At 71.4% G+C, this 24,631-nt stretch carries 24 protein-coding genes; 13 read left to right on the forward strand and 11 right to left on the reverse strand.

Annotation, left to right across the window (positions count from 1 at the left end; all coding sequences use genetic code 11):
* Positions 1-408, forward strand: coding sequence for a hypothetical protein (locus tag ACW9TB_RS26670; protein ID WP_472750801.1), 408 nt, complete (start codon positions 1-3; stop codon positions 406-408).
* 251 nt (positions 409-659) lie between these two features.
* Here ACW9TB_RS26670 and ACW9TB_RS26675 read toward each other — a convergent pair whose 3' ends face one another.
* Positions 660-1,310, reverse strand: coding sequence for a nucleotidyltransferase domain-containing protein (locus ACW9TB_RS26675; RefSeq protein ID WP_472750802.1), 651 nt, complete (start codon positions 1,308-1,310; stop codon positions 660-662).
* Positions 1,311-1,379: 69 nt separating this feature from the next.
* A complete protein-coding gene (locus tag ACW9TB_RS26680) occupies positions 1,380-2,126 on the reverse strand; it encodes a pirin family protein (protein WP_472750803.1) in 747 nt (248 codons plus the stop codon).
* 233 nt (positions 2,127-2,359) lie between these two features.
* On the opposite strand from ACW9TB_RS26680, the gene ACW9TB_RS26685 reads away from it, so the two are divergent.
* The 4 genes from ACW9TB_RS26685 (at position 2,360) to ACW9TB_RS26700 (ending at position 9,308) form a co-directional block, all read left to right on the forward strand.
* The gene (locus tag ACW9TB_RS26685; protein WP_472750804.1) at positions 2,360-4,102 is read left to right on the forward strand and encodes a glycosyltransferase family 2 protein; all 1,743 of its coding nucleotides are present in this window, start codon (positions 2,360-2,362) and stop codon (positions 4,100-4,102) included.
* Complete coding sequence (gene glxA / locus ACW9TB_RS26690) at positions 4,099-6,117, forward strand: radical copper oxidase GlxA (protein WP_472750805.1); 2,019 nt, start codon at positions 4,099-4,101, stop codon at positions 6,115-6,117. The genes ACW9TB_RS26685 and glxA overlap by 4 nt, the downstream gene beginning before the upstream one ends.
* A 90-nt stretch (positions 6,118-6,207) precedes the next feature.
* A complete protein-coding gene (locus ACW9TB_RS26695) occupies positions 6,208-7,206 on the forward strand; it encodes a glycoside hydrolase family 6 protein (RefSeq protein ID WP_472750806.1) in 999 nt (332 codons plus the stop codon).
* Between the two features lie 101 nt (positions 7,207-7,307).
* Positions 7,308-9,308 (forward strand): Xaa-Pro dipeptidyl-peptidase, encoded by a 2,001-nt coding sequence (locus ACW9TB_RS26700; protein WP_472750807.1) that lies wholly within the window; start codon positions 7,308-7,310, stop codon positions 9,306-9,308.
* A 58-nt stretch (positions 9,309-9,366) separates the two neighbouring features.
* Here the strand turns inward: ACW9TB_RS26700 and ACW9TB_RS26705 are convergent, their stop codons facing one another.
* The gene (locus tag ACW9TB_RS26705; RefSeq protein WP_472750808.1) at positions 9,367-9,876 is read right to left on the reverse strand and encodes a DUF6461 domain-containing protein; all 510 of its coding nucleotides are present in this window, start codon (positions 9,874-9,876) and stop codon (positions 9,367-9,369) included.
* A 336-nt stretch (positions 9,877-10,212) separates the two neighbouring features.
* Between ACW9TB_RS26705 and ACW9TB_RS26710 the strand changes: the two genes are divergently transcribed.
* Positions 10,213-10,383 carry a hypothetical protein gene (locus ACW9TB_RS26710; RefSeq protein WP_362868115.1) on the forward strand — a complete coding sequence of 57 codons (171 nt, stop codon included), beginning with the start codon at positions 10,213-10,215 and terminating at the stop codon, positions 10,381-10,383.
* 251 nt (positions 10,384-10,634) lie between these two features.
* Here the strand turns inward: ACW9TB_RS26710 and ACW9TB_RS26715 are convergent, their stop codons facing one another.
* Together ACW9TB_RS26715 and ACW9TB_RS26720 are read right to left on the reverse strand one after the other, a co-directional pair.
* The gene (locus ACW9TB_RS26715) at positions 10,635-10,853 is read right to left on the reverse strand and encodes a DUF2277 domain-containing protein (RefSeq protein ID WP_472750809.1); all 219 of its coding nucleotides are present in this window, start codon (positions 10,851-10,853) and stop codon (positions 10,635-10,637) included.
* A gap of 139 nt (positions 10,854-10,992) precedes the next feature.
* The gene (locus ACW9TB_RS26720; RefSeq protein ID WP_472750810.1) at positions 10,993-11,340 is read right to left on the reverse strand and encodes an ArsR/SmtB family transcription factor; all 348 of its coding nucleotides are present in this window, start codon (positions 11,338-11,340) and stop codon (positions 10,993-10,995) included.
* A gap of 139 nt (positions 11,341-11,479) precedes the next feature.
* On the opposite strand from ACW9TB_RS26720, the gene ACW9TB_RS26725 reads away from it, so the two are divergent.
* Positions 11,480-12,580 (forward strand): NADH:flavin oxidoreductase/NADH oxidase, encoded by a 1,101-nt coding sequence (locus ACW9TB_RS26725; protein ID WP_472750811.1) that lies wholly within the window; start codon positions 11,480-11,482, stop codon positions 12,578-12,580.
* A gap of 216 nt (positions 12,581-12,796) precedes the next feature.
* Here the strand turns inward: ACW9TB_RS26725 and ACW9TB_RS26730 are convergent, their stop codons facing one another.
* A complete protein-coding gene (locus ACW9TB_RS26730) occupies positions 12,797-14,140 on the reverse strand; it encodes a serine hydroxymethyltransferase (RefSeq protein ID WP_472750812.1) in 1,344 nt (447 codons plus the stop codon).
* A gap of 128 nt (positions 14,141-14,268) precedes the next feature.
* Here ACW9TB_RS26730 and ACW9TB_RS26735 point away from each other — a divergent pair, with 128 nt between their 5' ends.
* From ACW9TB_RS26735 to ACW9TB_RS26745, 3 genes are read left to right on the forward strand one after another with little or no spacing between them, the layout of a single operon-like run.
* Positions 14,269-15,339 (forward strand): PucR family transcriptional regulator, encoded by a 1,071-nt coding sequence (locus tag ACW9TB_RS26735; RefSeq protein WP_472750813.1) that lies wholly within the window; start codon positions 14,269-14,271, stop codon positions 15,337-15,339.
* A 29-nt stretch (positions 15,340-15,368) separates the two neighbouring features.
* Entirely contained in the window at positions 15,369-15,527 is a 159-nt protein-coding gene (locus ACW9TB_RS26740) for a hypothetical protein (protein WP_472750814.1), read from the forward strand.
* A gap of 3 nt (positions 15,528-15,530) precedes the next feature.
* Positions 15,531-16,973: a WS/DGAT/MGAT family O-acyltransferase gene (locus tag ACW9TB_RS26745; RefSeq protein ID WP_472750815.1), complete on the forward strand. Its 1,443-nt coding sequence runs from the start codon at positions 15,531-15,533 to the stop codon at positions 16,971-16,973.
* Here ACW9TB_RS26745 and ACW9TB_RS26750 read toward each other — a convergent pair.
* The 4 genes from ACW9TB_RS26750 to ACW9TB_RS26765 form a co-directional block, all read right to left on the reverse strand.
* A complete protein-coding gene (locus tag ACW9TB_RS26750) occupies positions 16,860-17,387 on the reverse strand; it encodes an ATP-binding protein (protein WP_472750816.1) in 528 nt (175 codons plus the stop codon). The genes ACW9TB_RS26745 and ACW9TB_RS26750 overlap by 114 nt on opposite strands.
* A 220-nt stretch (positions 17,388-17,607) precedes the next feature.
* Positions 17,608-18,153 (reverse strand): type 1 glutamine amidotransferase domain-containing protein, encoded by a 546-nt coding sequence (locus ACW9TB_RS26755; protein WP_472750817.1) that lies wholly within the window; start codon positions 18,151-18,153, stop codon positions 17,608-17,610.
* 32 nt (positions 18,154-18,185) lie between these two features.
* Complete coding sequence (locus tag ACW9TB_RS26760; RefSeq protein ID WP_472750818.1) at positions 18,186-18,503, reverse strand: DUF4031 domain-containing protein; 318 nt, start codon at positions 18,501-18,503, stop codon at positions 18,186-18,188.
* Entirely contained in the window at positions 18,500-19,051 is a 552-nt protein-coding gene (locus ACW9TB_RS26765; RefSeq protein WP_472750819.1) for a TetR/AcrR family transcriptional regulator, read from the reverse strand. Before ACW9TB_RS26765 ends, ACW9TB_RS26760 begins: the two co-directional genes overlap by 4 nt.
* 115 nt (positions 19,052-19,166) lie before the next feature.
* On the opposite strand from ACW9TB_RS26765, the gene ACW9TB_RS26770 reads away from it, so the two are divergent.
* The gene (locus tag ACW9TB_RS26770; RefSeq protein WP_472750820.1) at positions 19,167-20,747 is read left to right on the forward strand and encodes an MDR family MFS transporter; all 1,581 of its coding nucleotides are present in this window, start codon (positions 19,167-19,169) and stop codon (positions 20,745-20,747) included.
* Between the two features lie 199 nt (positions 20,748-20,946).
* Positions 20,947-21,903: a GNAT family N-acetyltransferase gene (locus ACW9TB_RS26775; protein ID WP_472750821.1), complete on the forward strand. Its 957-nt coding sequence runs from the start codon at positions 20,947-20,949 to the stop codon at positions 21,901-21,903.
* Between the two features lie 57 nt (positions 21,904-21,960).
* On the opposite strand, the gene ACW9TB_RS26780 is transcribed toward ACW9TB_RS26775, so the two are convergent.
* Entirely contained in the window at positions 21,961-23,322 is a 1,362-nt protein-coding gene (locus ACW9TB_RS26780; protein WP_472750822.1) for an MFS transporter, read from the reverse strand.
* 126 nt (positions 23,323-23,448) lie between these two features.
* Here ACW9TB_RS26780 and ACW9TB_RS26785 point away from each other — a divergent pair, with 126 nt between their 5' ends.
* Positions 23,449-24,507 (forward strand): helix-turn-helix transcriptional regulator, encoded by a 1,059-nt coding sequence (locus tag ACW9TB_RS26785; RefSeq protein WP_472750823.1) that lies wholly within the window; start codon positions 23,449-23,451, stop codon positions 24,505-24,507.
* Positions 24,508-24,631 lie beyond the last annotated feature (124 nt).

Raw genomic sequence — 24,631 nt, forward strand, 5'->3', positions numbered from 1 at the left:
ATGGAGTTCACCAGGGAGGGACGGCTCTTCCGCGTGGTCCGCTTCGACCCGTCGCACCGGCAGTTGTTGTTGCGCAGCGACGCCGTGGCGGTTGACCGGACCACCACGGTGGTCGAGGTGTACATCGGCCACGTCGAGCTGATGTTGCTCAAGCCCATCTACCAGGACGGGCTACACATCCGGCGTGCCTCGGCGGCCGAGTTCGCCGAGCTGCGCGAGCGGCACGGTCTTGAGGCGGACTCGGAGCGGTGGACGTGGATGATCGAGCGGTACGGAGGCAGCTTCGTCGTCGGCGGCCAGCCGGCCTGGCGCGAGACGGAGTACCCACCGGCCGATCGTGAGTGGTTGTTCGACTTCACCAAGCCCTGGCCGCCGGACTACCCGGCGCAGTGGGGCATCGTGGAGTGATCGCCTGCCGGGCCCGGACCACACCGGGCCCGGCAGGGGTTCGAGTCCACGTCTGGGTCACACATGCTGCTCGCCGTCCGGGACGGTAATCCCGCCGGGGGATACGGCGGCGGACTCGCCCGCGGATCGTGCTGTGACCGGCCGACGGCCTCGCCCGCGCGGAGATCGTCAGACGTCTCGTCCGCGCCACGGGGCAGGCCCGCGAGGTCATCCACGCGAAAGCCGAGGCCCGCCCGGCGACCGCTGGGCGGTTACAGCGCCGCCTCCCTCGTGCTCGCGAGATACTCCTCCACGCGCCGCAGGTCGGGCCTGGCGGGCAGCGCGCCCGTACCGCCGAACCTCGCCGTCAGCTCGGAGCGCCAGCGGTCGACCTCCTCCCAGGAGAGCTCCCCCCGCCGTACGGCGAGTAGCCGGTCGCGGTGGGCGTCCATCCGGACCAGGGGCTCGCCGTGGCGGACCAGGTGCAGGCCGCTGAGCAGCAGGCGGATCATGTGCATGGCCTGCTTCCACCTGGGACGCGCGGGGTCCAGGCGGCGGAACTGGGCGTCGGCGTACCCGGCGAAGGTCTGGCTGGCCCGTTCGGACAGGAAGGCGTCCCGGATGGCGAGGAGGTCCTCGCCCGCCGAGGTGGTGTGCTCGACGATCGGCGACCACAGGCATTCCAGGACCGTCGGGTTGGCCTCCAGCGCGAGACCGCAGAACCGCTCGACCTCCCACGAGAACTGCTCGGGCAGCGGCCCTTCGACGTGCGTGGGCGGCTTGGCCAGCCGCCAGAACAGCCGCGTCGGCGCCACGAAGACCCCGCGCCGGTCGACGTCGGACCCCTCGGTCTCCAGCCCGTATGCCCGCGAGCCGACCACCACCGACAGCACCGAGTGATCCGGGACGTACCGTACCTCCATCCGCACAGCCTGCCAGGCCCGCTCCGGCCGCCGGTACGGGTTTTCCGGCGCGTGCGCGAGGCCCTCCCGTCAGGCGGCGAGGGTCGCGTGCATCTCCCAGACCAGGATCTCGGCCGGGTCGGTCGCGGTGACGCGCTGGCCGCCGGTGGCGGTGAAGCGGACGGCGTCGCCCTCGGCGAGGTGCCCGGCCCCCTCCAGGTCGACGCTTCCGCGAGGGACGAACAGGTGCAGGAACGGGGCCTCGGGCAGCTGCACGCTCTGGCCCGGCCGGAGCCTGGCCACGTGCAGCGCGGCGTACCTGTTGTTGATCCGGATGGCGCTGCGGCCCTCGTCCCTGGCCATGCCGGACACGACCGGGACGAGGGAGCCGCCGAGCAGCTCGGAGTCGATCTCCAGCTGCTCGTACCCGGGGGTGAGCCCGTCCTCGTCGGGAACCACCCACATCTGGACGAAGTGCACCGGGTCGGTATGCTGCTCACCCTGGAGCCGCCACGAGTCGTTCTTCTCCGAGTGCAGGATGCCCGTCCCCGCGCTCATCCGCTGGGCCAGTCCCGGATAGATCACCCCGGAGTGGCCCTCGGAGTCCTGGTGGACGAGGGATCCGCGCAGCACCCAGGTGACGATCTCCATGTCCCGGTGGGGGTGGGTGTCGAAGCCGGTGCCGGGCTTGACGATGTCGTCGTTGTTGACGAGCAGCACGCCGTGGTGGCTGTTGGCCGGGTCCTGGTGGCGGCCGAAGGAGAAGGAGTGTTTCGAGTCCAGCCACTGGATCCTGGTGGCGGGGCGCTCGCCGGACCTGCGGATGTCGATGTTCATGCCTGGTGGTCCTCTCACTTCGGTTGTTGAATCTTAAACTAACAAGCCTCGTGAAATGTTCCGCACATCTCCGGGTTGGGGAGATCTTGCTTACCGACCGGAATATGATGTGTGACGATTTATCACTATGCGGGCTGCGGGTGACCTCGTCGTGACGGGGAGCGGCCTATGCGATCTACCTGGGGGAACACAGTGCTGGGCTTGCTTTCGTGTGCTCCGAGGCCGCTGGATCGATGAGCGCCCCCTCCGACGCCGCGAAGATCGCTCCCTACGACTACGAGAGGTTCAGCAGGCTCGCCGGGCCGGTGACCGAACCGGAACCCGGGGTGCCCTACCGCGTGAGCTATCGCTCCCTGCTGGCCACCGAGCCACACCGGGTGCGGGCGGTGCTGCTGATGGTCGCGGCGCTTCTCGTGGAGTTCACCCTGATGGTCTGGCTGCTGCTGCCCGAGCACTGGACCGTCCGGCCCGACCCCTATGGCACGATCCCGTGGTACCTGCCGGTGGCCGACCGGATCATGCTCGTCGCGATCGCCCTGATCGAGGTCTTCCGGCTGGTCAGCGTGGTCTCCAACGTGCACGCGATGCTGGCGGCGAGGGATCCGGTCCCGGTCGCGCCCGAACCCGGCACCCGGGTGGCCTTCATCACCACCTGCGTACCCGGCAAGGAGCCGCTGGAGATGGTCAGGGAGACCCTGGCCGCCGCGCTGAAGATCCGCCACGACGGCGTGCTCGACGTCTGGCTGCTGGACGAGGGCGACGACCCCGACATCCACGAGCTGTGCGACTGGCTGGGCGCCCGCCACTTCACCCGCAAGGGCGTGCCCGAGTGGAACCAGCCCAAGGGAAGCTTCCGGGCCAAGACCAAGCACGGCAACTACAACAGCTGGCTGGACGCGCACGGCGACGACTACGACTTCTTCGTCTCGGTCGACACCGACCACGTGCCGCTCCCGGAGTTCTGCGAGCGCATGCTCGGCTACTTCCGCGACCCGAGGGTGGCCTTCGTCGTCGGTCCCCAGGTCTACGGCAACTACGACGCCGGGGTCACCAAGGCCGCCGAGAGCCAGCAGTTCCTGTTCCACTCGCTGATCCAGCGCGCGGGCAACCTGTACGGCGCGCCGATGTTCGTCGGGACCAACAACGCCGTACGCATCCGCGCGCTCAAGCAGATCGGCGGCCTGTACGACTCGATCACCGAGGACATGGCCACCGGCATCGAGTTCCACCGCTCCCGCGACCCGGAGACCGGGCAGCGCTGGATGTCGGTCTACACCCCCGACGTGCTGGCCGTGGGGGAGGGGCCGTCGTCGTGGACCGACTTCTTCACCCAGCAGCTGCGCTGGAGCCGGGGCACCTACGAGACGCTGCTCACCCAGTTCTGGAGGGCCGCGCCGAAGCTCTCGCCGGGACGGTTCTTCAACTACACCCTGATGGTGACCTTCTACCCGATGTCCGCGCTCAACTGGCTGCTGGCCGGGCTCAGCGCGACCCTGTTCATGGCCGTCGGCGGCTCCGGCGTGACCGTGCCGATGGACGTGTGGCTCATGCTGTACGGCGACGCGGCGCTGCTGCAGGTCATGCTCTACACCTGGAACCGGCGGCACAACGTCAGCCCGCACGAGCCCGAGGGCTCCTCGGGGGTGGCCGGGATGGTCATGTCGGCGCTGTCGGCGCCCATCTACGTCACCTCGCTGATCGGCGCCGCGCTACGCAGGCCCAGCAAGTTCGTGGTCACCCCCAAGGGCGACTCGGCCAGCCCCGACCAGATCGCCACGTTCCGCATCCACCTGTGGTGGGCGGCGATCTTCGGCGGCGGCCTGCTGCTCACCATCTTCTGGACCGGCCACATCCACCTGGTCATGACCCTGTGGGGGATCCTCGCCCTGGTCATCTGCCTGGGACCGCTCACGACCTGGGCCTGGAACCTGCGGGCGGCCAGGGCGAGCCTCCGGACGGCCGGTGACGGGTCGTGAGCCGCCTGCGCAAGCACCTGGTCGGGGCGGCGGTGGTGACCGCCATCATCGCGATCAACCTGCCCGCCGTCGCGGGCTTCGCCACCGAGACGTGGCACGACTACCGCATCAACGGCGACGACTACAAGGCCACCCACGGCCACTGGACCTTCCTCGACGTCCCCGAGGAGTTCAAGGTCAACGCCATCCACGCCGCGCTGCTGCGCACCGGCAAGGTGCTCATCGTCGCCGGGTCCGGCAACAACGCCGCCAACTTCGACAAGGGCACCTTCAAGACCGTGCTGTGGGACCCGGAGAAGCCGGGCAGGCCGGACGAGTTCAAGCTGGTCGACACCCCCGTCGACTTCTTCTGCGCCGGACACGTGGTGTTGCCCGACGGCAGGCTCCTCATCGCGGGCGGCACGGGCCGCTTCGAGGTGCTGAAGGCCAAGGTCAAGCGGGCCGCGGGCGCCCTGACCATCAAGAACGAGGACCCCGACGCCAAGCCCAGGGAGTTCCACCCCGGCACGCTGCTGACCGCCCCCGGCGGGCAGGTCTACCGCACCGTCGGCCACGTCAGCGTGCCGCCCGCGAGGAAGGCCGAGACCGGCCTGCCGGGAAAGGTGCGGATCCGGCCCAGCGAGACCAAGGTCTTCGCCGAGGCCGTCGCCGAGGGCGCGGCGGGCCTGCTCACCGCCCCGGCAGGCTCCGTCAAGTACGAGATCCAGGGACTCAAGGGCCGGGAGAAGCGCGACCTGTACGCCATGGGCGGCAGCATGACGCTGGAGAAGCAGGACTTCCAGGGCATCAGGGACGCCTACGAGTTCGACCCCGTCACCGAGCGCTACGAGAAGGTCCAGGACATGGCCGAGGGGCGCTGGTACCCGACCATGACCGGCCTGCCCGACGGCAGGGTGATGACCGTCTCCGGACTCGACACCGTGGGGCAGATCACCCGGGACAACGAGATCTACAACCCCCGGACGAAGACCTGGCGGCCCGGCCCCAAGCGGTTCTTCCCGACCTACCCCGCGCTGTTCCTGCTGGAGGACGACACCCTCTTCTTCTCGGGAATGAGCGCCGGGTACGGCCCCGGCCAGCTCTCGCTGCGTCCCCCCGGCATCTGGGACTACCGCCGCGACACCGACCGGCCGGTGAAGACCCCGGGCGGCGTCGGAGGTGTGGCGCCCGACGAGATGGAGGCGTTCACCCCCGTACCCGGGCTGCCCCAGCCCGAGCTGAACGAGACCGGCGCCTCCGTGCTGCTGCCGCCCGCGCAGGACCAGCGGGTCATGGTGATGGGCGGCGGACCGGTCGGGGAACGCCAGCCGGGCCAGCCCAACGCCACCGCCAGGACCGCCATCGTCGACCTCACCGCGGCCAGCCCGAGCTACGTCAGGGGTCCCGACCTGTCCGACCCGGTGCGCTACCCGAACGCCGTGCTGCTGCCCGACGACACCGTGCTCTCCTTCAACGGCTCCAGCGACTACCGGGGACGCGGCGCCAGCGACGTCCTGCGCGCCGAGGTCTACCGCCCGGAGAGCAACAGCTTCCACGAGGCCGCGGCGCCCGCGGTCGGCCGCAACTACCACGCCGAGGGTCTCCTGCTGCCCGACGGCCGGGTGCTCAGCATGGGCTCCGACCCGCTCTTCGCCGACAAGGCGGGCTCGCTCCCCGGCACCTTCGACCAGCGCATCGAGATCTACACGCCGACCTACCTGCACAACGGCGAGAAGGCGCCGGTGTTCACCGGCGGGCGCGAGAGCGTGCTCCTGGGCCGCAGGGCCGGTTTCCAGACCCCCGACGCCGCGCGCATCCACCAGGTACGGCTGATGCGCCCGAGCGCCGTCACCCACGTCACCGACGTGGAGCAGCGCTCGATCAGGCTGGACTTCACCCGGGTGAAGACCGGGATCATCGCGGAGATACCCTCCAATCCGGCCCTGGTCCCCCCGGGGTGGTACATGCTTTTCGGAATCACCGAACGGGGAACGCCGTCCCCGGCTCGCTGGGTCCACGTCCGAGGAGAGGGCTGACATGATCCCCGCGGCCTCTCCCAGCTCTCCCAGCCCGCCCGTTTCCGCTCCCCGGGGCCAGGCCCGGGGTCCCCACGCCGGAGGTACTCGATGAACAGGTACGGCCTCGCAGCCGCGCTGGCTCTCGCTCTCGCGACGGCGGCCTGCACCGGCGACCCCGTGCCGCCCGCCGCGTCCGGGAGCACCGGGAGCACGCCCTCCGGACCCGCGAGCGGCTTCTACGTCGACCCCGACGGCGCCGCCGCCCAGGAGGTCCGCAAGCTTGAGGGGGAGGGCAGGACCGAGGAGGCCGGGCTGATCCGCAGGATCGCCGACCGGCCCAACGCGATCTGGATCGGTGACCAGGACCCGAAGGACAGGGTCGCCGCCATCACCACCAAGGCCAGGCAGGCGGGCCGGATCCCCGTCCTGGTGGCGTACCACATCCCCAACCGCGACTGCGGCCAGTTCTCCGCGGGCGGCGCCTCCGGCGCGGAGGAGTACCGCTCCTGGATCGGCCGGTTCGCCGAGGGCATCGGCGACCGGCCCGCCCTGGTCGTCGTCGAGCCCGACGCGCTCGCCCACATCCTGGACAACTGCACCCAGGGCGGCCAGGCCGGTGAGCGCCTCGACCTGCTCCGCGGCGCGGTGGAGACGCTGAAGAAACAGCCCGCCACCAAGGTCTACGTCGACGCGGGGAACGCCGGCTGGATCAAGAACCCGGACGAGTGGGCCGAGCCCATGCGCAGGGCCGGGGTGCCCCAGGCGGACGGCTTCGCCTTCAACGTCAGCAACTTCTTCACCGTCGAGGAGAGCGTCGCCGTCGCCGGACGGCTCTCGGACGCGATCGACGGGGCCCACTACGTCATCGACACCTCCCGCAACGGCAACGGCCCCGTCCGCGACGCGCAGGGCGACGACGCGTGGTGCAACCCCAAGGGCCGCGCGCTCGGCGCGGAGCCGACCACCAAGACCGGCCACCAGCGGGTGGACGCCTTCCTGTGGGTCAAACGGCCCGGGGAGTCGGACGGCGAGTGCCACCGGGGGGAGCCCCGCGCCGGCGACTGGTTCCCCGAATACGCGCTGGAACTCGCGCGTAACGCGAGATAGCCGCTTATTCGTTATATCTTCGATCTTGCAGGTCAAGATTGCTTCGCAGGAGATTGACCGGAGTTGTCAGTTTTTCAGCGACCCTCTGGGAGCTTTCCTCGATGAACAGATGGAAGACGGTCATCGTCGCGCTGGCGGTCACCCTGCCAAGCGGCGTGCTGCCGGCCGCCGCGCTTCCCGCCGGTGTGCTGCCCTCCGGCGCGTTGCCCGCCGCCGCCGCGCGATCCGCGGCCCCCCCGATCGAGAACGGTGAGACCCAGCCGGTCTACTCACGCGCCGACGCGCTCACCGAGACCGTGTTCGTCGAGGTCGCCGGGGTCGACAGCGACGCCGACGGCCGCCCCGACCGGGTCGCCGTCGACATCATGCGCCCCAAGGAGACCGCCTCGGGGCTGAAGGTCCCGGTCATCATGGAGGCCAGCCCCTACTACGCGGGTGGCAACGACGTGCCCAACCACGTCGTCGACCTCGACGGCTCCGACCCCGCGGGCCTGGAGTACCGGCGCAACAAGTTCAACGACCTGCGCGACGAGATGTTCGGCGTCGAGGGCCTCGACGTGAACCGCGCCGCCGCGCCGCCCTTCCGCGGCTACTACGACAACTACTTCGTGCCGCGCGGCTACGCGGTCGCGCTGGTGGAGAACCTCGGCTCGGGACGGGCGACCGGCTGCCCCACGGCCGGTCTGGACAACGAGACCGCCGGTCCCAAGGCCGCGATCGACTGGCTCAACGGCCGCGCCCGCGGCTTCGACGCGGCCGGGAACGAGGTCGGGGCCGGCTGGTCCACCGGGAACGTCGGTATGATCGGCGTCTCCTACAACGGCACGCTGCCCAACGCCGTCGCCGCGACCGGAGTGAAGGGTCTCAAGGCGATCGTGCCGATCGCGGCCATCTCCTCCTGGTACGACTACTACCGCGCCAACGGTGGTGTGCTCGCCCCCGGCGGCTACCAGGGCGAGGACGCCGACGTGCTCGCCCGCTACGTCCTGACCCGGGAGAACGCCACGCAGGCCTGCGGCGGGCTGATGGACCGGATCGAGCGGGACCAGGACCGGGTCACCGGCGACTACTCCGACTTCTGGGACCGGCGCAACTACCTCAACGACGTGCGCAAGGTCCGCGCCGCCGTCTTCCTGGTGCACGGCCTCAACGACTGGAACGTCAAGACCAAGCAGGCCGTCCAGTGGTGGGACGCCCTCGCGAAGCGGGACGTGCCCCGCAAGATCTGGCTCCACCAGGGCGCGCACTTCAACCCGTTCTCCTTCGCCGGGCGCAACGCCGAGTGGCTGCGCCAGCTGCACCACTGGTTCGACTTCCACCTGTACGGCCTGCGCAACGGCATCATGGACGAGCCGCAGGCCGACGTGGAGTCGGGTCCCGGACAGTGGGCCCAGCACGCCTCGTGGCCGCTGCCCGGCACCCGTGACGCGCGGCTCCACCTGGCCGCGGGCGGGGACGGCCGCAACGGCACCCTGGGCGACGACCGCTCCCGGGACCGCCGCGCCGTCGAGTCCTTCGTCGACCAGAGCGACCGCACCGCCGAGCAGCTCGCCGAGAACGCCGAGGCCACGGACCCCAACCGCCTGGCCTACCTGACGGGCCCGCTGACCCGCGACGCGCGCCTGTCCGGCACCCCCGAGATCTCGGTGCGCGCCGCGTTCGAGGGCGGGCGCTCGCCGTACCTGACGGCGCTGCTCGTCGACTACGGCACCGACACCCGCGCGTACGGCGACGTCGTCTACGGCGACACCCAGGTCTGCTACGGCCAGGGCGTGGCCGGGGACACCGGCTGCGCCCGGCTGGCCGAGCACGCCACGGTGACCGCCCCCTACAAGATCATCACAAGGGGCTGGCTCGACGTCCGCAACCGCGAATCCGCCTCCAGGACCAAGCTCCCGCGCGAGGGCCGCTTCTACGACTTCCGCTTCGACCTCCAGCCCAACGACTACGTCGTCAAGGCCGGTCACCGGATCGGCGTCGTGCTCATCTCCACTGACCACGACTTCACCCTGCGCCTGCCCCCGGGGACCGGCGTCTCGGTCGAGCCGGGATCCAGCTCGGTCACCCTCCCGGTCGTCGGCGGGCGTATCGCGCTCGGTTGACGCCCCTCGCGCCACGGTGCGGCCCCCGGCCCTCTCCAGGGCCGGGGGCCGCGTCGGCTCAGTAGTGCTCGAACACGCAGTGGGCCGCCACGGTCGCGCTCGAACCGTCCGCCCGCACGCCGGTGACGCGCTCGGCCAGCCTCAGCGCCTCGGGAAGGTCTCCCTCGGAGTCCTCGCCCATCAGGCCGAGCTCGGTCCGCTCGGCGAGGTACGGGCCGGAGTCGTCGTCGCCGGGGAACATCCAGTCGAAGGTGAGGACCTCCTTCCCGTCGGCGTAGTGGACGAAGCTCGCGACCGCGTTGACGTTGCGGAAGACGCTCGCCGTCACCGTCCCCGAGGAGAGCCGGGACAGGATCTCCGGCAGCGTCCCCGCGAAGCCGAGCGACTCGCCGAGGATGGTCCCGCCCTCGGCGGGACGGGCGGAGACGAGGCCCTCGTCGTACTCGCCCTCCTCGTCGTCGCCGTCGAACACCTCGACGCGGAAGTGGGCGAGAGCCTCACGCGGGGTGAGGTCGCGGACGAAGGTCACGCAGAAGGCCTCGTCGTCGATCCAGTCGTAGTCGCTCACGGGGGGTTCCGATTCTTCTCGGCGGACAGATCGGGAAGATCTTGGCATCGGGGACCGACAGAATCCGCCCGCCGTCCCGGGCGTTCGCGGCGCGCGGGCGTACGGCCCTCGGCGTCGGGATGATTTTTCATGATTTAGGGGGATTTGATGGCCTGGTAATCGCGTGATCCCCCTCAGATCGTGGAAAACCGCCGCCTCCGGCCCGGAAGACGCCCCGGGACCCGCTCCGGGAGACGCTCCGGGAGGCAGGGATGTCATGAGGGGGAACCCTGGCTTGTCCCTGACATCGGGGCTCCGGCCTGCCGCCGGGCCCGGCGGGGGCCTAGCGTGGGGTGCATGGGACGAATTCTTCTGATCGTGGCGGCCGTGGTGATCGGCTTCCTTCTGCTGGGCTCGGTGCTGGGCCTCCTCTTCACGCTCCTCAAGTGGGCCCTGATCATCGGTCTGGTGGGCGTGGTGGTCATGTTCGTGAGCAGGCTCTTCCGCTCCTCGAACGCGCGCGACTGACCGCCGCCCGGCGAAAGCGGCCCCGGTGAGACCGGTGGCCGCCGAGGGCGTCCGGCCGTCGCCGTTCGCCCGGAACCGGGCCGCGCCGGAGCCGCTGAACGAAGGCAGGACGCGCCGGGGCCGCTGAACGGAGCCGGTGGGCGGACCGGTGACCGGCCGGAGACGTCCGGGGCGGCCGGTCCCCGCTCCCACCGGCGGCGCGGCACGCGCCGCCGACGGGCGGGCGTCTCCCGCTCTCCCGAGGTCTCCGGTCAGTCCCGGGACACGTGCTTCAGCTGGAGGTCGTCGAGCAGGGTCTGGGTCGCGGCGGCCACCGCCTCGACGGCCCGCTCGAAGGCCTCCGCGTTGCGCGTCGAGGGGGAGCGGAAGCCCGACACCTTGCGAACGTACTGGAGCGCGGCGGCTCGCACGTCGTCGTCGGTCACATCGCTGGCGTAGGGCTCACGAAGGGTCTTGATACTCCGGCACATGACAGGACGGTACTCCGTCTCGCGGCCCTCCCGATCCTCCCGCCCCGCCGGGACCGCCCGCCGAGGCCCGTCCGGCCGTCGGGCCGCCGGATTACCGGGGCGCCGGGACCCGGCGCCGCCCGCCGGGTCGCGCCGGTGCTCAGCCGTCGCGCTCGCACTGGATCTCGTCGGCGCCCAGGACGGCGCCCAGAAGCCCGGGAAAGAGGGCGTCGAGGTCACTCCGGCGCAGCGCGTTCATCTTGGCCGTGCCTCGGTAGACCTGGTTGATCACGCCCGCCTCGCGCAGCACCCGGAAGTGGTGGGTGGTGGTCGACCTGGTGACCACCAGGTCGATCGCCGAGCAGGGGGCGCCCTCGTCCTCGTCCAGCCGCGACAGGAAGCGCACGATCTGAAGGCGCGTCGGGTCGGACAGCGCGTGCAGCACGCCCTCCAGACGGATCTCCCCGCGCGCGGGATGCTCCAGAGCCCTGACGGACGCGGTCGACACGGCCACTCCCTCCTGTGGGTCGACTTGATTGTACGAAGGTAATCGTAGTTTGACATCTCTCGTATTACGTGAACTATCGTAGTAGCCGTGAAGCCGGGGCGCCGCCCCCGGAGATCCCTCCCCCAGAAGGAGTACGGCCGTGAGCGCCCTGTTCGAGCCCCTGACGTTGAGGTCCCTCACGATTCCCAACCGGGTCTGGATGGCCCCGATGTGCCAGTACTCCGCGGAGGTCGAGGGGCCTGAGCAGGGGGTGCCCACCGACTGGCACCTGTCCCACCTGGCCTCCCGCGCGGTGGGCGGCGCCGGGCTCATCCTGGCCGAGGCCACCGCGGTGGCGCCGGAGGGCCGCATCAGCCCGGCCGACCTCGGGCTCTGGAACGACCGCCAGCGGGAGGCGTTCACCCGGATCACCCGCCTCCTGCGGGAGCACGGCGCCGTGCCCGGCATCCAGCTCGCGCACGCGGGACGCAAGGCCTCCACCCGCCGCACCTGGCAGGGCGGCGCGCCCACCGGCCCCGGCGAGCACGGCTGGCAGCCGGTCGCGCCGAGCCCGATCCCCTTCAACGACGGCCACCCCGTTCCCACGGAGCTGAGCGCCGGGGACATCGACCGGATCGTGGGCGACTTCGCCGCCGCGGCGCGGCGGGCGCTGGCCGCGGGCTTCCAGGTGGCCGAGATCCACGGCGCGCACGGCTACCTGATCTCCGAGTTCCTGTCGCCCTTCAGCAACCGTCGCACCGACGCGTACGGCGGCTCGTACGAGAACCGCACCCGGTTCGCGCTCCGGGTCGTCGACGCGGTGCGCGCGGTCTGGCCGGACGAGCTTCCCCTCTTCTTCCGCGTCTCGGCCACCGACTGGCTGGCGGAGGACCCCGTCGACGACCGCGAGGGCTGGAGCGCCGACGACACCGTCCGCCTCGCCAAGGACCTGCTCGCCCACGGCGTCGACCTGCTCGACACCTCGACCGGCGGCAACGTCGCCGGGGCGCGCATCCCCACCGGACCCGGCTACCAGGTGCCGTACGCGGCCAGGGTGAAGGCCGAGACCGACCTGCCGGTGGGCACCGTCGGTGAGATCACCCGGCCCCGGCAGGCCGAGGAGATCATCGCCTCGGGGCAGGCCGACGCCGTCCTGCTCGGCCGCGAGCTGCTCCGCAACCCGTACTGGCCGAACCTCGCCGCCCGCGAGCTCGGCTCCGAGGGAGCGCGCTGGCCCGACCAGTACCACCGCGCCGTCTGAAGCCGGTGCTGTCCGAAACGCGCCACCCGGCGCGTCCCTTCCGCCGGGCGGGGAGGTGACCCGTCCGGATGAGGGGACGCGCGCGGGTGGGGCGGGAGGCGGCGAACCGGTCCGCCAGGGGGGACGCGGGCCGGTCCGCCCGTCAGGGGGAGTGGCGGTGAGCGGACCGGCCCGCCAGGGGGCGAACCCCCGGGGGTCGAGCGGGCCGGTCCGGGATCATGGGATGGCGCGGCGCAGGGCCACCGCGTCCCGGTGGACCGCGGCGGGGGCCTGGCCGTCGACGAGCAGCCTGCGCATCAGGACCGCGACCTCGGCCATGGCCTCCGGGCGGAAACCCCGGCGGGTCACCTCCTGGGTACCGATCCGCAGGCCCCGCGCGGGCTCACCGGGAGGCTGCCCCGGCAGGCGGACACCACTGAGGTAGACGCCGCCCTCGGCCAGCAGCCGGGCGGCCTCGTCCCCGCCGCCGAACGCGGCGGCGTCCACCGCCACGTGGTGCGAGGCGGTCCAACCCCGGTCGGCGGCGGCCACGGCGAAGCCCTCGCCGTCCAGCGCCGCCGCCAGCGCCCGGCCATTGGCGACGCAGCGGTCGGCGTACGCGGAACCGCCCGCGGCGTGCTCGGCGGCGGCGAGGGCGAGCGGCGCCAGGCGCGAGGCGTCGTAGTTGGCGGTCAGGCCGGGATAGGCGGCCGCCGACACCTGGCGGGCGAGATCCTCGTCGCGGGTCACCACGGCCGCGCCCGGCGGGCCGCCGAAGGACGTGTAGGTGGACATGGTCACCAGGTGCGCGCCCTCGTCCAGCGGCCGCTGGAACCGGCCGCCCGCGATGAGCCCCGCCACGTGCGAGGCGTCGTAGACCAGCAGCGCGCCCACCTCGTCGCACGCCGCCCGCACCGCCGCGACGTCGTACGGGAACAGCATCAGGCTCGCGCCGACCACCACCAGCGCGGGCCGGTGCTCGCGCAGGAACGCCGGCAGGGCCGCGTGGTCGACGTCGAGCCGCCCGGCGTCGTAGGGCAGGTCGGCGACCCGCAGGCCCCGGATCCCGGCCGCGCCCTGGGCGTGGTGGCTGGCGTGGCCCCCGGCGGCCTGCGGCAGCACCGCGATCGTGTCGCCGGGGCTGGCGAACGCGCTGTAGCAGGCGAGGTTGGCCAGCGTGGCGCTCTGCAGCCGCACCTCGGCGAACGCGCCGCCCATCAGCGCCGCGACCTGGAGCGGGGCGAGCACCTCCAGCACGTCCAGCTCGTCCAGGCCGGTCTGGTCCTTGTCTCCCGGCCAGCCCATCGACGGGCGGCAGCCCAGGGAGATCTCGTGCGCGGCCCTGGCGCGCTCGCTCATCGTGTTGGTGCCCGCGTACAGCACCACACCGTCCTCGTCGAGGCGGCCGCGATGCTCGGCCAGCACCGCGTCGACCAGCCGGGAGACCGCGTCGAGACCCAGCCCGTCCACCTCGGCCTCAAGCTCGGCCAGGCGCGGCTGCGCCCGTGGCGGGGCCCACGGGGCGACGCGGCTGCGCTCCTCCACGAGGTTCCTCTCACCGGCCGGTCGGACGACTCTCACGAAGCGGACTCTCCCCGCCTCCCACGAGGCGGGTTCCCCGAAATGAACAAGTGCGACGCTACGGCTCGGGCCAGGTCGAGTCATCGTTCCGGCGCCGGAGATACTTCCTACATATGTAGGATTGGACCGTGATAGCGGACGATGTTCAGGATCTGCTGGAGTCGCTGGCCGTGGCCGTGGGACGAGGCATGTCCGTGGACGACCTGGAGGGCCGGGTCGTCGCGCACAGCGCCCACCACGGGGAGGTCGATCCGGTCAGGGCGCAGGCCATCCTCTCGCGGTCGGTTCCCGCAGAGGTGGGGGCCTGGCAGGAGGCGCACGGGGTGGCCGCGACCCGCGATCCTGTACGGGTCCCGAAAAATCAGGATCTGGGGATGGCGGCCAGGCTCTGCGTGCCCCTTCTCCACCAGGACCGCCGCGTCGGCTACCTCTGGATCATCGAGGGCCCCGAGCCGCTGGACCCGCGGGAGCAGGACAGGGCCGTGCGCGACGCCGCCGCGATCGCCGCCCTGCTCGACGACGGCGGCAGCTCCCACACCCTGAGCCAGCTGCTCACCGGGGAGATCGGCGTGCGGCGGGCGGCCGGGGTGCTCGGCGAGGGACCGCTGCGCGTCCTGGCGCTGCGGGGCGACCCGGACGGCCTGCGCGAGGCGGTCGGCGCGGAGCTGGCCAGGACGCGCCGCCCACCGGCCTTCACGATCCTCGACCGCCACGCCGTGCTGCTGCTGAACCGCGGCGAGGACGCGGCGGCGCTGGGGGAGCGGCTCGCCGCCAGGACCCGCGCGGGCGCCGGGATCAGCGCGCCGCACCCGGGGCTGGAGTCGGCCGTACGGGCGCACGAGGAGGCGCTCGCCGCGGCCAGGGCCGCGGCGGCCGAACCCGCGCTGTGGCCGGTCGCCCGCTGGCCGGACCTGGGCGTCTACCGGCTGCTCACCGAGCCGGTCGCGGGCCAGCCGGGGTCCGCGGGCGGCCCGCTCGACGCGCTGCGCGAGCACCCGGCGCTCCTCACCACCCTGGAGACCTACCTGGACAGCGGGGGAGACGCCCAGGAGACCGCCAGGCTGCTGCACCTGCACCGCACCAGCCTCTATTACCGCCTCACCAGAATCGAGCACCTGGCCGGCCGCAACCTCAAGAACGGAACCCACAGGTTAGAACTCCATCTCGCGCTGAAGCTCGGTCGCTGGAATGCGGTGTAACGGCCGGGTAATCCGGGCACAGCTCTGCGGTGCTGCAGTTGATCAGCGAGGTCATGACCGTCGTCGTCGTGCTCATGCTCATTCCGCTGTCGTTAATCCTCGTGTCCGTGGTCGTTCTCGTCGTCCTGGCCGCGTTGGCCCTGGCGACCTCACGGGAGCAGGATGGGAGAACGACATCCCGGAGGTAGACGGTGCGGCAGCTCAGCGCGGTGGACACGCAGTTCCTGAATTTCGAGACCTCGACGAACGTCGCGAACATCGGCGGGCTCGCCATCCTGTCGGGCGGGCTGTCGCGCGGTGACCTGGTGGCGCTGCTGGCCCGCCGGCTCCACCTGGCCGCGCCCTTCCGCATGCGGCTCGCCTTCGTCCCGCTCGGCCTGGACCACCCGTACTGGACCGAGGACTCCGACGTCGACCTCGACTACCACGTGCGCGAGATCGCGCTGCCCAAGCCGGGCAGCGACAAGCAGCTGGGCGAGCAGGTGGCCAGGCTGCACGCCCGCCGCCTCGACCGGCGCCGCCCGCTCTGGGAGATGTACGTGATCCACGGCCTCCGCGGCGACCGTACGGCCCTCTACATGAAGGTCCACCACGCCGCGGTCGACGGCGTCACCGGCGCCGACGTGCTGGCCGGCCTGCTGGACACCTCCCCCGAGCCCGCCGAGGCCGCACCGGCGCCCGCGGGCGAGCCCGAGGAGGAGATCGACACGGGGGAGATGGTGGTCAGGGGGCTGGCCAAGGCCGTCGTCAACCCGGCCAACACCATCCGGTTCCTGATCAACGCCGTCCCGCACCTCGACGAGATCCCGCTGATCTCCCAGGTGCCCGGGGCGGGGCTGGTCTCGCGGCTCACCAGGGACCTGGTCACCTACCTGTCCGGGTCCGGGGCCGCCGAGGTGCCCGCGATGCCCCGCATGACCGTTCCCCGCACCCCCTTCAGCGGCAGGATCAGCGCGCACCGGCGGTTCGCCTACACCACCCTGCCGCTGGACGACGTCAAGCTGGTCAAGAACGCCTTCGGCGTCACGGTGAACGACGTGGTGATGGCCCTGTGCGCCGGGGCGCTGCGCCAGTGGCTGCTCAAGCACGACGCGCTGCCCGAGCAGCCCCTCGTCGCCGGGGTGCCGTTCTCGCTCCGCGTGCCCGGCGACCAGAGCGAGGGAAACCAGGTCAGCATCATGATCACCACTCTGGCGACGCAGGTCGCCGACCCGGTGGAACGGCTGCTGGCGGTACGGGACGCGATGCGGCTGATCAAGGATCGCTCGTCGCTCGCCCCGGCGCGCTGGCTCCAGCAGCTCAGCGACATGATGCCCTCCGCGCTGACCGGCCTGGCCTCCCGCGCGGCCTTCAACCTGTTCGCCGGCAGCGCGGGCCCGATCAACGTGGTGATCTCCAACGTGCCCGGCCCGCAGCTCCCCCTCTACGTGAGCGGCGCCAGGCTTCTCGCGTACCACCCCGTCTCCGTGGTGACCGACGCCAGCGGCGGCGTCAACATCACGGTCTTCTCCTACGACGGCTCACTTGACGTCGGCGTGATCGCCTGCCGGGAGATGGTTCCCGACGTGTGGACCGTCACCGACTATCTCAGGGACGCCCTTCTGGAACTCAAGTTCCTCGTTGAGGAGCAGTGACAGCCCGGGGGCGTCCTTGACGAACCGCAGGATCTTCTCCAGGCAGACGATCGACCCCCGCTCGTGCCTGTTGACGAACCGGATGTCGTCGGCCAGGGCCTGCATGATCAGCAGTCCCCGGCCGTGCTCGGAGGTGGGGGCGGGCGACGTGGCGCCCGAGAAGTCGAAGCCGTTGCCGGCGTCCACCACCTTGATCACGCAACGCTCCCTGGACAGCTCGGTGCTGACCATGTAGTCGTCGCTGGGCGTGGCGTGCTGGATGACGTTGGAGCACGCCTCCGAGAGCATGAGCTGGATGTCCTCGCGAATCTGCGGCACCACGCCCAGGGCCTGCAGCGAGGAGTCGAGAAGTTGCCTGATCACGGGAACACTCGCAGCGTCACGCGGCAGACGCAAGGCGATCGTGGCCTCCACGGTCCCCTCCTTTCACAGCCGATGGAGAAGCCTTGCCCTGCGTGACCCGTCCTAATCGAAGATGGGTGATCGTGTCCCTCGGATCCGGCAACACATGGCAAAGCTCGCTTCCGCGACATGTCCCCTGGGATGCGGAGGATTCGGGTCGCACGAAGGCATGGAACGCCCGCGGGGCGGAGGTCCGGAAGAACCCCCGCCCCGCCTCGGTGGTCGAGGTGCGCTAGCCCGAGAAGGCGTCCGTCGCGGCCTGGCAGAAGGCCTTGAGGTCGTCGGGGTTGCGGCTGGTGATCAGCGTGTTCGGGCCCGAGGCGCAGATCACGACCTCGTGGTCCTCCCAGGTCGCCCCGGCGTTGCGCAGGTCGGTCCGCAGGCTCGGCCAGGACGTGACCTTGCGGCCGCGTACCACGTCCGCCTCGATCAGCGTCCAGGGCGCGTGGCAGATGGCCGCGACCGGCTTGCCCGCGTCGAAGAAGCCCTTCGCGAAGCCGACGGCCTCCGGCACGGTCCGCAGCAGGTCGGGGTTGGCGACGCCGCCGGGCAGCACCAGCCCGTCGAAGTCGGCGGCCGAGACCTCCTGGACCGTCGCGTCCACCGGAAAGGTGTCGGCCCTGTCGAGGTGGTTGAACGCCTGGACCCGGCCACTCTCGGTGGAGACGAGCCGGGGAGTGCCTCCCGCCTGTGTGACGGCCTTCCACGGCTCGGTGAGCTCGACCTGCTCGATGCCCTCCGGAGCCACGAGGAACGCGATCGTCTTGCCGTTCAGCATGTCGTTCCCTCCGTTGACGTGCGGTGATGTCCTCAACGGGATGCCATGCCCGAAGCGCCGGGATCCATGCGGGAGCCGTCGGCTCCGGTACGGACCTTGCGCCGGCGGAGACCGGAGGCGATCAGGCGGGTGACGAGCTCGCGCGAGGACACGGCCTCGGCGCCCAGCGCGACGGCCCGCTCGTAGACGGTCTCGGGAACGTCGTAGTGGTCACGGTCGAACGCCCGGCGCGGCACGCCGAGCAGCTCCGCGAAGGCGTGCAGCTCCCCGGCCGAGCTGTCGCTGACCAGGTGTGACCAGAGCAGGCCGCGCGGACCCGGCCAGTTGGGCGGGTCGATGAGCACGCTCACCGCCGGGCGAGGTCGAGCGCGACCTCCAGGGCGGCGGCCTGGCGCTCCTCGTCGGTGATCGAGTCGTCCCTGAGCATGAACAGCGAGGCGTGCAGCGCGAACAGGGCCATCGAGTGCCTCAGCCGGGCGGCCAGGGGGTCCTCCGGGTCGACGAGGAAGGCGATCAGCTCGAACATCCGCTCGCGGGTCTTCTCCATCGTCGGGTGGTTCTTGAGCGAGGTCTGGTTGCGTTCGAGGAACCGCATGACCTCGCGGTGCCTGCCCCGGTACAGGTCGTGGGAGTAGCGGCGGATCAGCTCCTCGCGCGTCTCGTCGGTGCGCGGCTGGGAACGGGCCCAGGTGACCAGCTCCTCGATCACCCTCACCCGGTCCTCCGCCAGGCTGGCGATGATGTCGTCCTTCGTCTTGAAGTGGTAGTAAAGTGCCGCCTTGGTCACGCCGAGGGCCTCCGCGATCTCGCGGAGCGAGGTGGCCTCGTAGCCCTGCTCGGTGAAGAGCTTCAGGGCGATCTCCTGGATGCGCGTCCGTGTGTCGGCGTGTTCCCTCATGGTTCCCTTACCGAGAAATTAACTTGACGGCCGGCAGGTAAGCGGCTTGAATTCCAGCATATCCGACACTAGCCGGTCGGCAAGTAAGTAAGATCACAAAAACTGGGGGAAGAAAGTGAAGGAGACCGCGGCCGCGCCGGCGCGGCGTCGCGAGGTCATGGTGGTGTTGCCGGGCCTGATGCTCGCCATGGTCCTGGCCATGCTCGACAACATGATCGTCAGCACCGCGCTGCCCCGCATCGTCGGGGACCTCGGCGGGCTGACCCACCTGTCCTGGGTGGTGACCGCCTACGTGCTCGGCACCACCGTCTCGACCCCCATCTGGGGCAAGATCGGTGACCTGTACGGCAGGAAGAGCATCTTCCTCGCCTCCATCGTCATCTTCATGGTCGGCTCCGCGCTCTGCGGCATGGCCGGCTCCGAACTGCTCGGCGGGCCCTCCAACGGCATGGCGCAGCTCATCGCCTTCCGCGCGCTCCAGGGCCTGGGGGCCGGTGGCCTGATGGTGAACGCCATGGCGATCATCGGTGACCTCGTCCCGCCCCGCGAGCGCGGCCAGTACCAGGGCATCATGGCCGCCGTGATGTCCCTCGCCATGATCGCGGGCCCGCTCGTCGGCGGGTTCATCACCGACCACCTCGACTGGCGCTGGGCCTTCTACGTGAACCTGCCCGTCGGGTTCGTCGCCCTGGCCCTGCTCGTGGTCAAGCTGAAACTGCCCAGGCTCCGCACCGAGCACCGCATCGACTGGCTGGGCGCGACCCTGCTCTCGATCGGCATCACCGCGCTGGTCCTCATCACCACCTGGGGCGGCAACGAGTACGCGTGGGGATCGTGGCAGATCCTCGGCCTGGCGGGGCTCGCCGTCGTCACGCTGGTGCTGTTCGTCCTGGTGGAGCGCCGGGTGGCCGAGCCCATCATGCCGCTCAACGTCTTCCGCGACCGCAACTTCAGCCTGATCTCGGGCGTGGGCTTCCTGCTCGGCTTCGCCATGTTCGGCGCGATCAACTTCCTCCCGCTGTTCCAGCAGACCGTCCAGGGGGCGAGCGCCACCAACTCCGGCCTGCTGCTGCTTCCGATGATGGGCGCCGCCATGGTGGTCTCGCTCTTCGTCGGCCGCGCCATCACCCAGACCGGCAAGTACAAGATCTATCCGATCCTCGGCGGCGTGGGCATGGCGTTCGGCATGTGGCTGCTCTCCCTGATGGACGTCAACACCCCCGCCTGGCAGACCGGCGTGTTCATCGCGGTGCTCGGCCTCGGCATGGGCTTCCTGATGCAGACCACCATGCTGATCGCCCAGAACAGCGTCGAGCAGAAGGACCTGGGCGTCGCCAGCAGCGCCTCGACCTTCTTCCGCTCCATCGGCGGCTCGTTCGGCGTCTCGCTGTTCGGCGCGATCTTCAACAACCACCTCACCTCGAGCCTGGAGAGCAAGCTGGGTGCCGCGGGCGAGAAGCTCGCCTCCGGCGGCGCCCAGTTCGACCCGGCCGCGCTGCACGAGCTGCCCGCCAACGTACGGGTCGGCTTCCTGGAGTCGCTGGCCGAGTCGATCTCCAGCGTCTTCTGGTGGGCGATCCTGTTCGCCGTCGTGGTGCCGCTGCTGGCGGCCTTCATCAAGGAGATCCCGCTGCGCGGCGGGCCCGAGACGCCCGAGGACACCGAGGTCAAGACCCCGGTCCCGGCGCTCGACTGACCGGGCCGACCGACCCGGGGACGCCGGTCCCGGTGCTCGGCCGATCGGCTTGGAGAGTGCCCGGCCCAGCACCTGGACCCCGGTCCCGGTGCTGGGCCGACCGGTTTGGGCCGTGGTCCCGGTGCGCGTCTGTAAGCCGGTCGGCCGGCGCCAAGTCCCGACCCAGCGATCCCCAAGCCGCCCCCGCCACGCTGGGGACATGAAGACAACCATCCCCGTCCCCGCCGGGTACGTCACCCGGCGGCCGACGACCGGCGACGCCCCCGAGATCCACGAGCTGATCTCGCTCTGCGACACCCAGGTGATCGGCAAGGCCGACATGACCCTGGACGACGTCGCCGACCAGCTGAACGACTCCTCCTTCGACGCGGAGTCCGACGGCTGGCTCGTCCACGACGAGAGCGGGCGCCTGGCGGCCTGGGCCTGGGCCTGCCGCAAGGGCGGCAGTGACAACGTCGACGTCGACGTCGTCGTGCACCCCGCCGCACCGGACCTGACCGGCCCGCTCTGGGACACCGTGACCGAGCGGGCCAGGCAGATCACCGCCGAGCTCGGCCACGACCGGGCCGTGGTGGACATCGGCCTCTACCGGGAGGACAGCGGCAAGCGCGCCATCGCCGCGTCCCGTGGCTTCGCCGCCGCCACCAGCTTCATCCGGCTCCGCGCCGACCACGAGGGGACGGTGCCCCGGCCCGAGCTCCCGGCCGGGATGACGGTGCACGACGGGCTCACCGAGGAGGTGCGCCGCCAGGGCCACGCCGTGCAGCAGGCCGGTTTCGCCGACCACTTCGGGTTCACCCCGAAGGACTACGACGAGTGGTACGACGAGCTGGACTCCTCGGTCAACACCGACTGGGCGCAGCTGACGGTCGCCCGCCTCGACGGCGAGCCCGTGGCGATGCTGCTGGGCACCAACGCCTTCCTCGGCGACGAGAACTCCGGCTACGTGCGCCAGCTGGCCGTACTCCCCGCCTTCAGGGGCCGGGGCCTGGGCCGGTTCATGCTGCGCGGCGCGTTCGCCGACGACGCCCGCCGGGGGCGGGTCGGCACCTACCTCCACGTCGACGCCAACAACAGCACGCCCGCCCTCGACCTCTACCTCTCGGTGGGCATGCGCCAGGTGCTGGCCATCGACGTCTGGCGGCGCACGATCTGACCTCCGCCGTACGGGACCACGGGAGGTCTCGTACGGCGAAGGTTCGCACGAGGGGGTTCAGCGGCGCAGCAGCGGCAGCGCGCACACCCCGGTGAGCACGATCGTCACCGCCAGGGCCACGCCGGTGACCGTCGCCGACCCCCCGTCCAGATAGAGCGTGCCGAACGTGGCCACCCCCACGACCTGGCCGAGCTGGGTCACCATCACGAACAGCCCGCTGACGTCGGGCGCGTCCTCGGGGGCGGCCTGGGCCAGCCCCACCGCGAGCACCGGGCTGAACGCCCCGCCGAGACCCAGCCCGATCACCGCGAACGCCACCGTCAGGAGCGGCTGGCCGTGTCCTCCGCCGCCCAGCGCCGCCGCCAGGAGCAGGTAGCCGAGCCCGGCCATGCCGAAGGAGGCGACGATCATGCGGCGGTGCAGGCGCTCGGGGACGCGGCGCCAGTTGAGGCTGGCGACGGCGAAACCCGCCGCGCCGGGGACGAACGCCAGGCCCGCCGCGAGCGGGCTGTCTCCCAGCCGACCTTGCAGGTGCAGGGCGACGGTGAGCAGGAACCCGCCGTAGGTCGCCATCGCCCCGAAGATCGCCAGCGCCGACGGGACCACCCCCGGTGCCCGCAGCACCCGCGCGGGCACCAGCGGCGCGGCGGCCCTCCGCTCGACCAGTACGAAGACCCCCGCCAGTGCCGCGCTCGCCGCCATGGCGGCCCATCCCCACAGCGGCCAGTCCTGCTCGTGTCCCAGCACCAGCGGTACCACCAGGAGGCTGACCGCCAGCGAGAGCGTGACCAGGCCGGGCAGGTCCAGGGGGCGGTGGCGCGACGGGCCGTCGGGCGGCAGCAGCCGCGCGCCCAGCACGAGCAGGCCGAGCCCGATCGGCACGTTCACCAGGAACACCGGCCGCCACGAGGTGCCGAACAGGTCCGCGGAGACCAGCAGGCCGCCCAGCACCTGCCCCACCACGGCGGCCCCCGAGATCACCGTGGCGTACAGGCTGAGCGCGCGGGCCCTGGAGGCCCCCTCGAAGTTCGCCTGGATCATGCTGAGCACCTGAGGCACCATCAGGGCGGCTCCCGCGCCCTGGAGGAACCTGAAGGCGATCAGCTGCCCGGCCGAGACGGCCAGCCCGCAGGCGAGGGACGCGGCGGTGAAGCCCGCCAGGCCGTACAGGAACAGACGGCGCCCGCCGTGGCGGCCACCCAGCCGGGCACCGGTGATCAGCAGCATGGCGTAGGCGATGGTGTACCCGGAAACGATCATTTGCAGGCCGGAGCCCGACGTGCCGAGGTCGGCGCGGATCACGGGGGAGGCGACGTTGACGATGGAGACGTCCAGGATGGCCATGAACTGCCCGGCCAGGATCACCGCCAGCAACCAGGGAGTGGAGGTACGGACGGCCGGAGCCGAGGTAACGGTCATGGGGAAGACTGTGGGACCGGGCGGATACGAGTAACGAGAGCCTGCTGATCCTGGTACCCACAGCACCTGGCAGCCCGGGCGCCCGTCGGCCAGCATGGAGGGGTGACGGCGACCCCGATGACCCCGGTGACTCCAACGACCCTGGTGAACTCGACGCCTCCGGCGGTCCCGGCGGTCCCGGTGACCCCCATGACCTCGGTGACTCCGACGCCCTCGACGCCCCCGGCGACTCCCATGACCCCGGCGCCTTCGGCGGTTCCGGCGGGCACATCGGACGGCGGGCGGTGGAGCGCGCCGGACGCCACGCGGAGGACCGGGCCGGGGACCCGCCGCGCCGAGCTGGGGGCGTTCCTGCGCAGCCGCCGCGAGCGCATCACCCCCGAGGCCGTGGGCCTGCCGCCTGGGCTGCGCCGCCGCACCCCCGGCCTGCGCCGCGAGGAGGTCGCCCTGCTCGCCGGGGTCGGCGTGACCTGGTACACCTGGCTGGAGCAGGGGCGGCCGATCAACGCCAGCGTGCAGGTGCTCGACGCCGTCTCCCGCACCCTCGGGCTGGACCGGGCCGAACGCGAGCACCTCTACCGGCTCGCCGACGTGCCCGCCGTGCCCGAGTCCGACGCCTGCGGCTCCCTCGAACCCGAGGTCCAGGTCATCCTCGACCGGCTCGACCCGCTTCCCGCAGGAATCTACAACGGCCGCTACGACCTGCTGGCCTGGAACGAGGCGTACGCCTCCCTGTTCCCCAACGTCGCCACCCAGCCGGTCGCGACCCGCAACGCCCTCTGGCAGATCTTCGTCACCCGGGAGTGCTGCAGCATGGTCGTCGACCGGGCCGAGGAGCTGCCCCAGATGGTCGCCACCCTGCGCGCCGGATTCGGGCGGCACCTGGGGGAGCCCGCCTGGACCGAGTTCGTCCGCGACCTGTCGGCCGCCAGCCCCGAGTTCGCGCGCATGTGGGCAACCCACGACGTGGCCAGGCCCGGAAGCAGGCTGAAGCTCTTCCACCACTCCGCCGTCGGGCAGATCCGTACCACCTCGACCAGCATGGCGCTGTCGTCGCCGCCGGAGACGCGGATGGTCGTCTACATGCCCGTGGACGAGGAGAGCGGGGAGCGCATCGCCTGGATCAGAGCGCACCCCGAGGCCCCGGCGGTCGCCCACACCCACCCGGTGACCACCACGGGATGAGTGCCCGTGGATCGGTACGCGTTCAGTGAAGCGCCTGCGGGCGGGATCACCCGTCCGAGGGCGCCCAATGGATCAGCGCGCCCTCGGGTCCCCGTACCCGCCCGGTGAAGCGTCCGCGGGCCGG

This window comes from Streptosporangium sp. H13245 (genome assembly GCF_055690525.1).

Bases quoted from the DNA above. Each gene is read 5' to 3' on its own strand.
- ACW9TB_RS26710 (WP_362868115.1), top strand. From the start codon at position 10,213: ATGGGACGAATTCTTCTGATCGTGGCGGCCGTGGTGATCGGCTTCCTT.
- ACW9TB_RS26765 (WP_472750819.1), bottom strand. From the start codon at position 19,051: ATGAGGGAACACGCCGACACACGGACGCGCATCCAGGAGATCGCCCTG.
- ACW9TB_RS26715 (WP_472750809.1), bottom strand. From the start codon at position 10,853: ATGTGCCGGAGTATCAAGACCCTTCGTGAGCCCTACGCCAGCGATGTG.
- ACW9TB_RS26680 (WP_472750803.1), bottom strand. From the start codon at position 2,126: ATGAACATCGACATCCGCAGGTCCGGCGAGCGCCCCGCCACCAGGATC.
- ACW9TB_RS26755 (WP_472750817.1), bottom strand. From the start codon at position 18,153: ATGCTGAACGGCAAGACGATCGCGTTCCTCGTGGCTCCGGAGGGCATC.
- ACW9TB_RS26675 (WP_472750802.1), bottom strand. From the start codon at position 1,310: ATGGAGGTACGGTACGTCCCGGATCACTCGGTGCTGTCGGTGGTGGTC.
- ACW9TB_RS26775 (WP_472750821.1), top strand. From the start codon at position 20,947: ATGAAGACAACCATCCCCGTCCCCGCCGGGTACGTCACCCGGCGGCCG.
- ACW9TB_RS26670 (WP_472750801.1), top strand. From the start codon at position 1: ATGGAGTTCACCAGGGAGGGACGGCTCTTCCGCGTGGTCCGCTTCGAC.
- ACW9TB_RS26695 (WP_472750806.1), top strand. From the start codon at position 6,208: ATGAACAGGTACGGCCTCGCAGCCGCGCTGGCTCTCGCTCTCGCGACG.
- ACW9TB_RS26780 (WP_472750822.1), bottom strand. From the start codon at position 23,322: ATGACCGTTACCTCGGCTCCGGCCGTCCGTACCTCCACTCCCTGGTTG.
- ACW9TB_RS26685 (WP_472750804.1), top strand. From the start codon at position 2,360: ATGAGCGCCCCCTCCGACGCCGCGAAGATCGCTCCCTACGACTACGAG.
- ACW9TB_RS26700 (WP_472750807.1), top strand. From the start codon at position 7,308: ATGAACAGATGGAAGACGGTCATCGTCGCGCTGGCGGTCACCCTGCCA.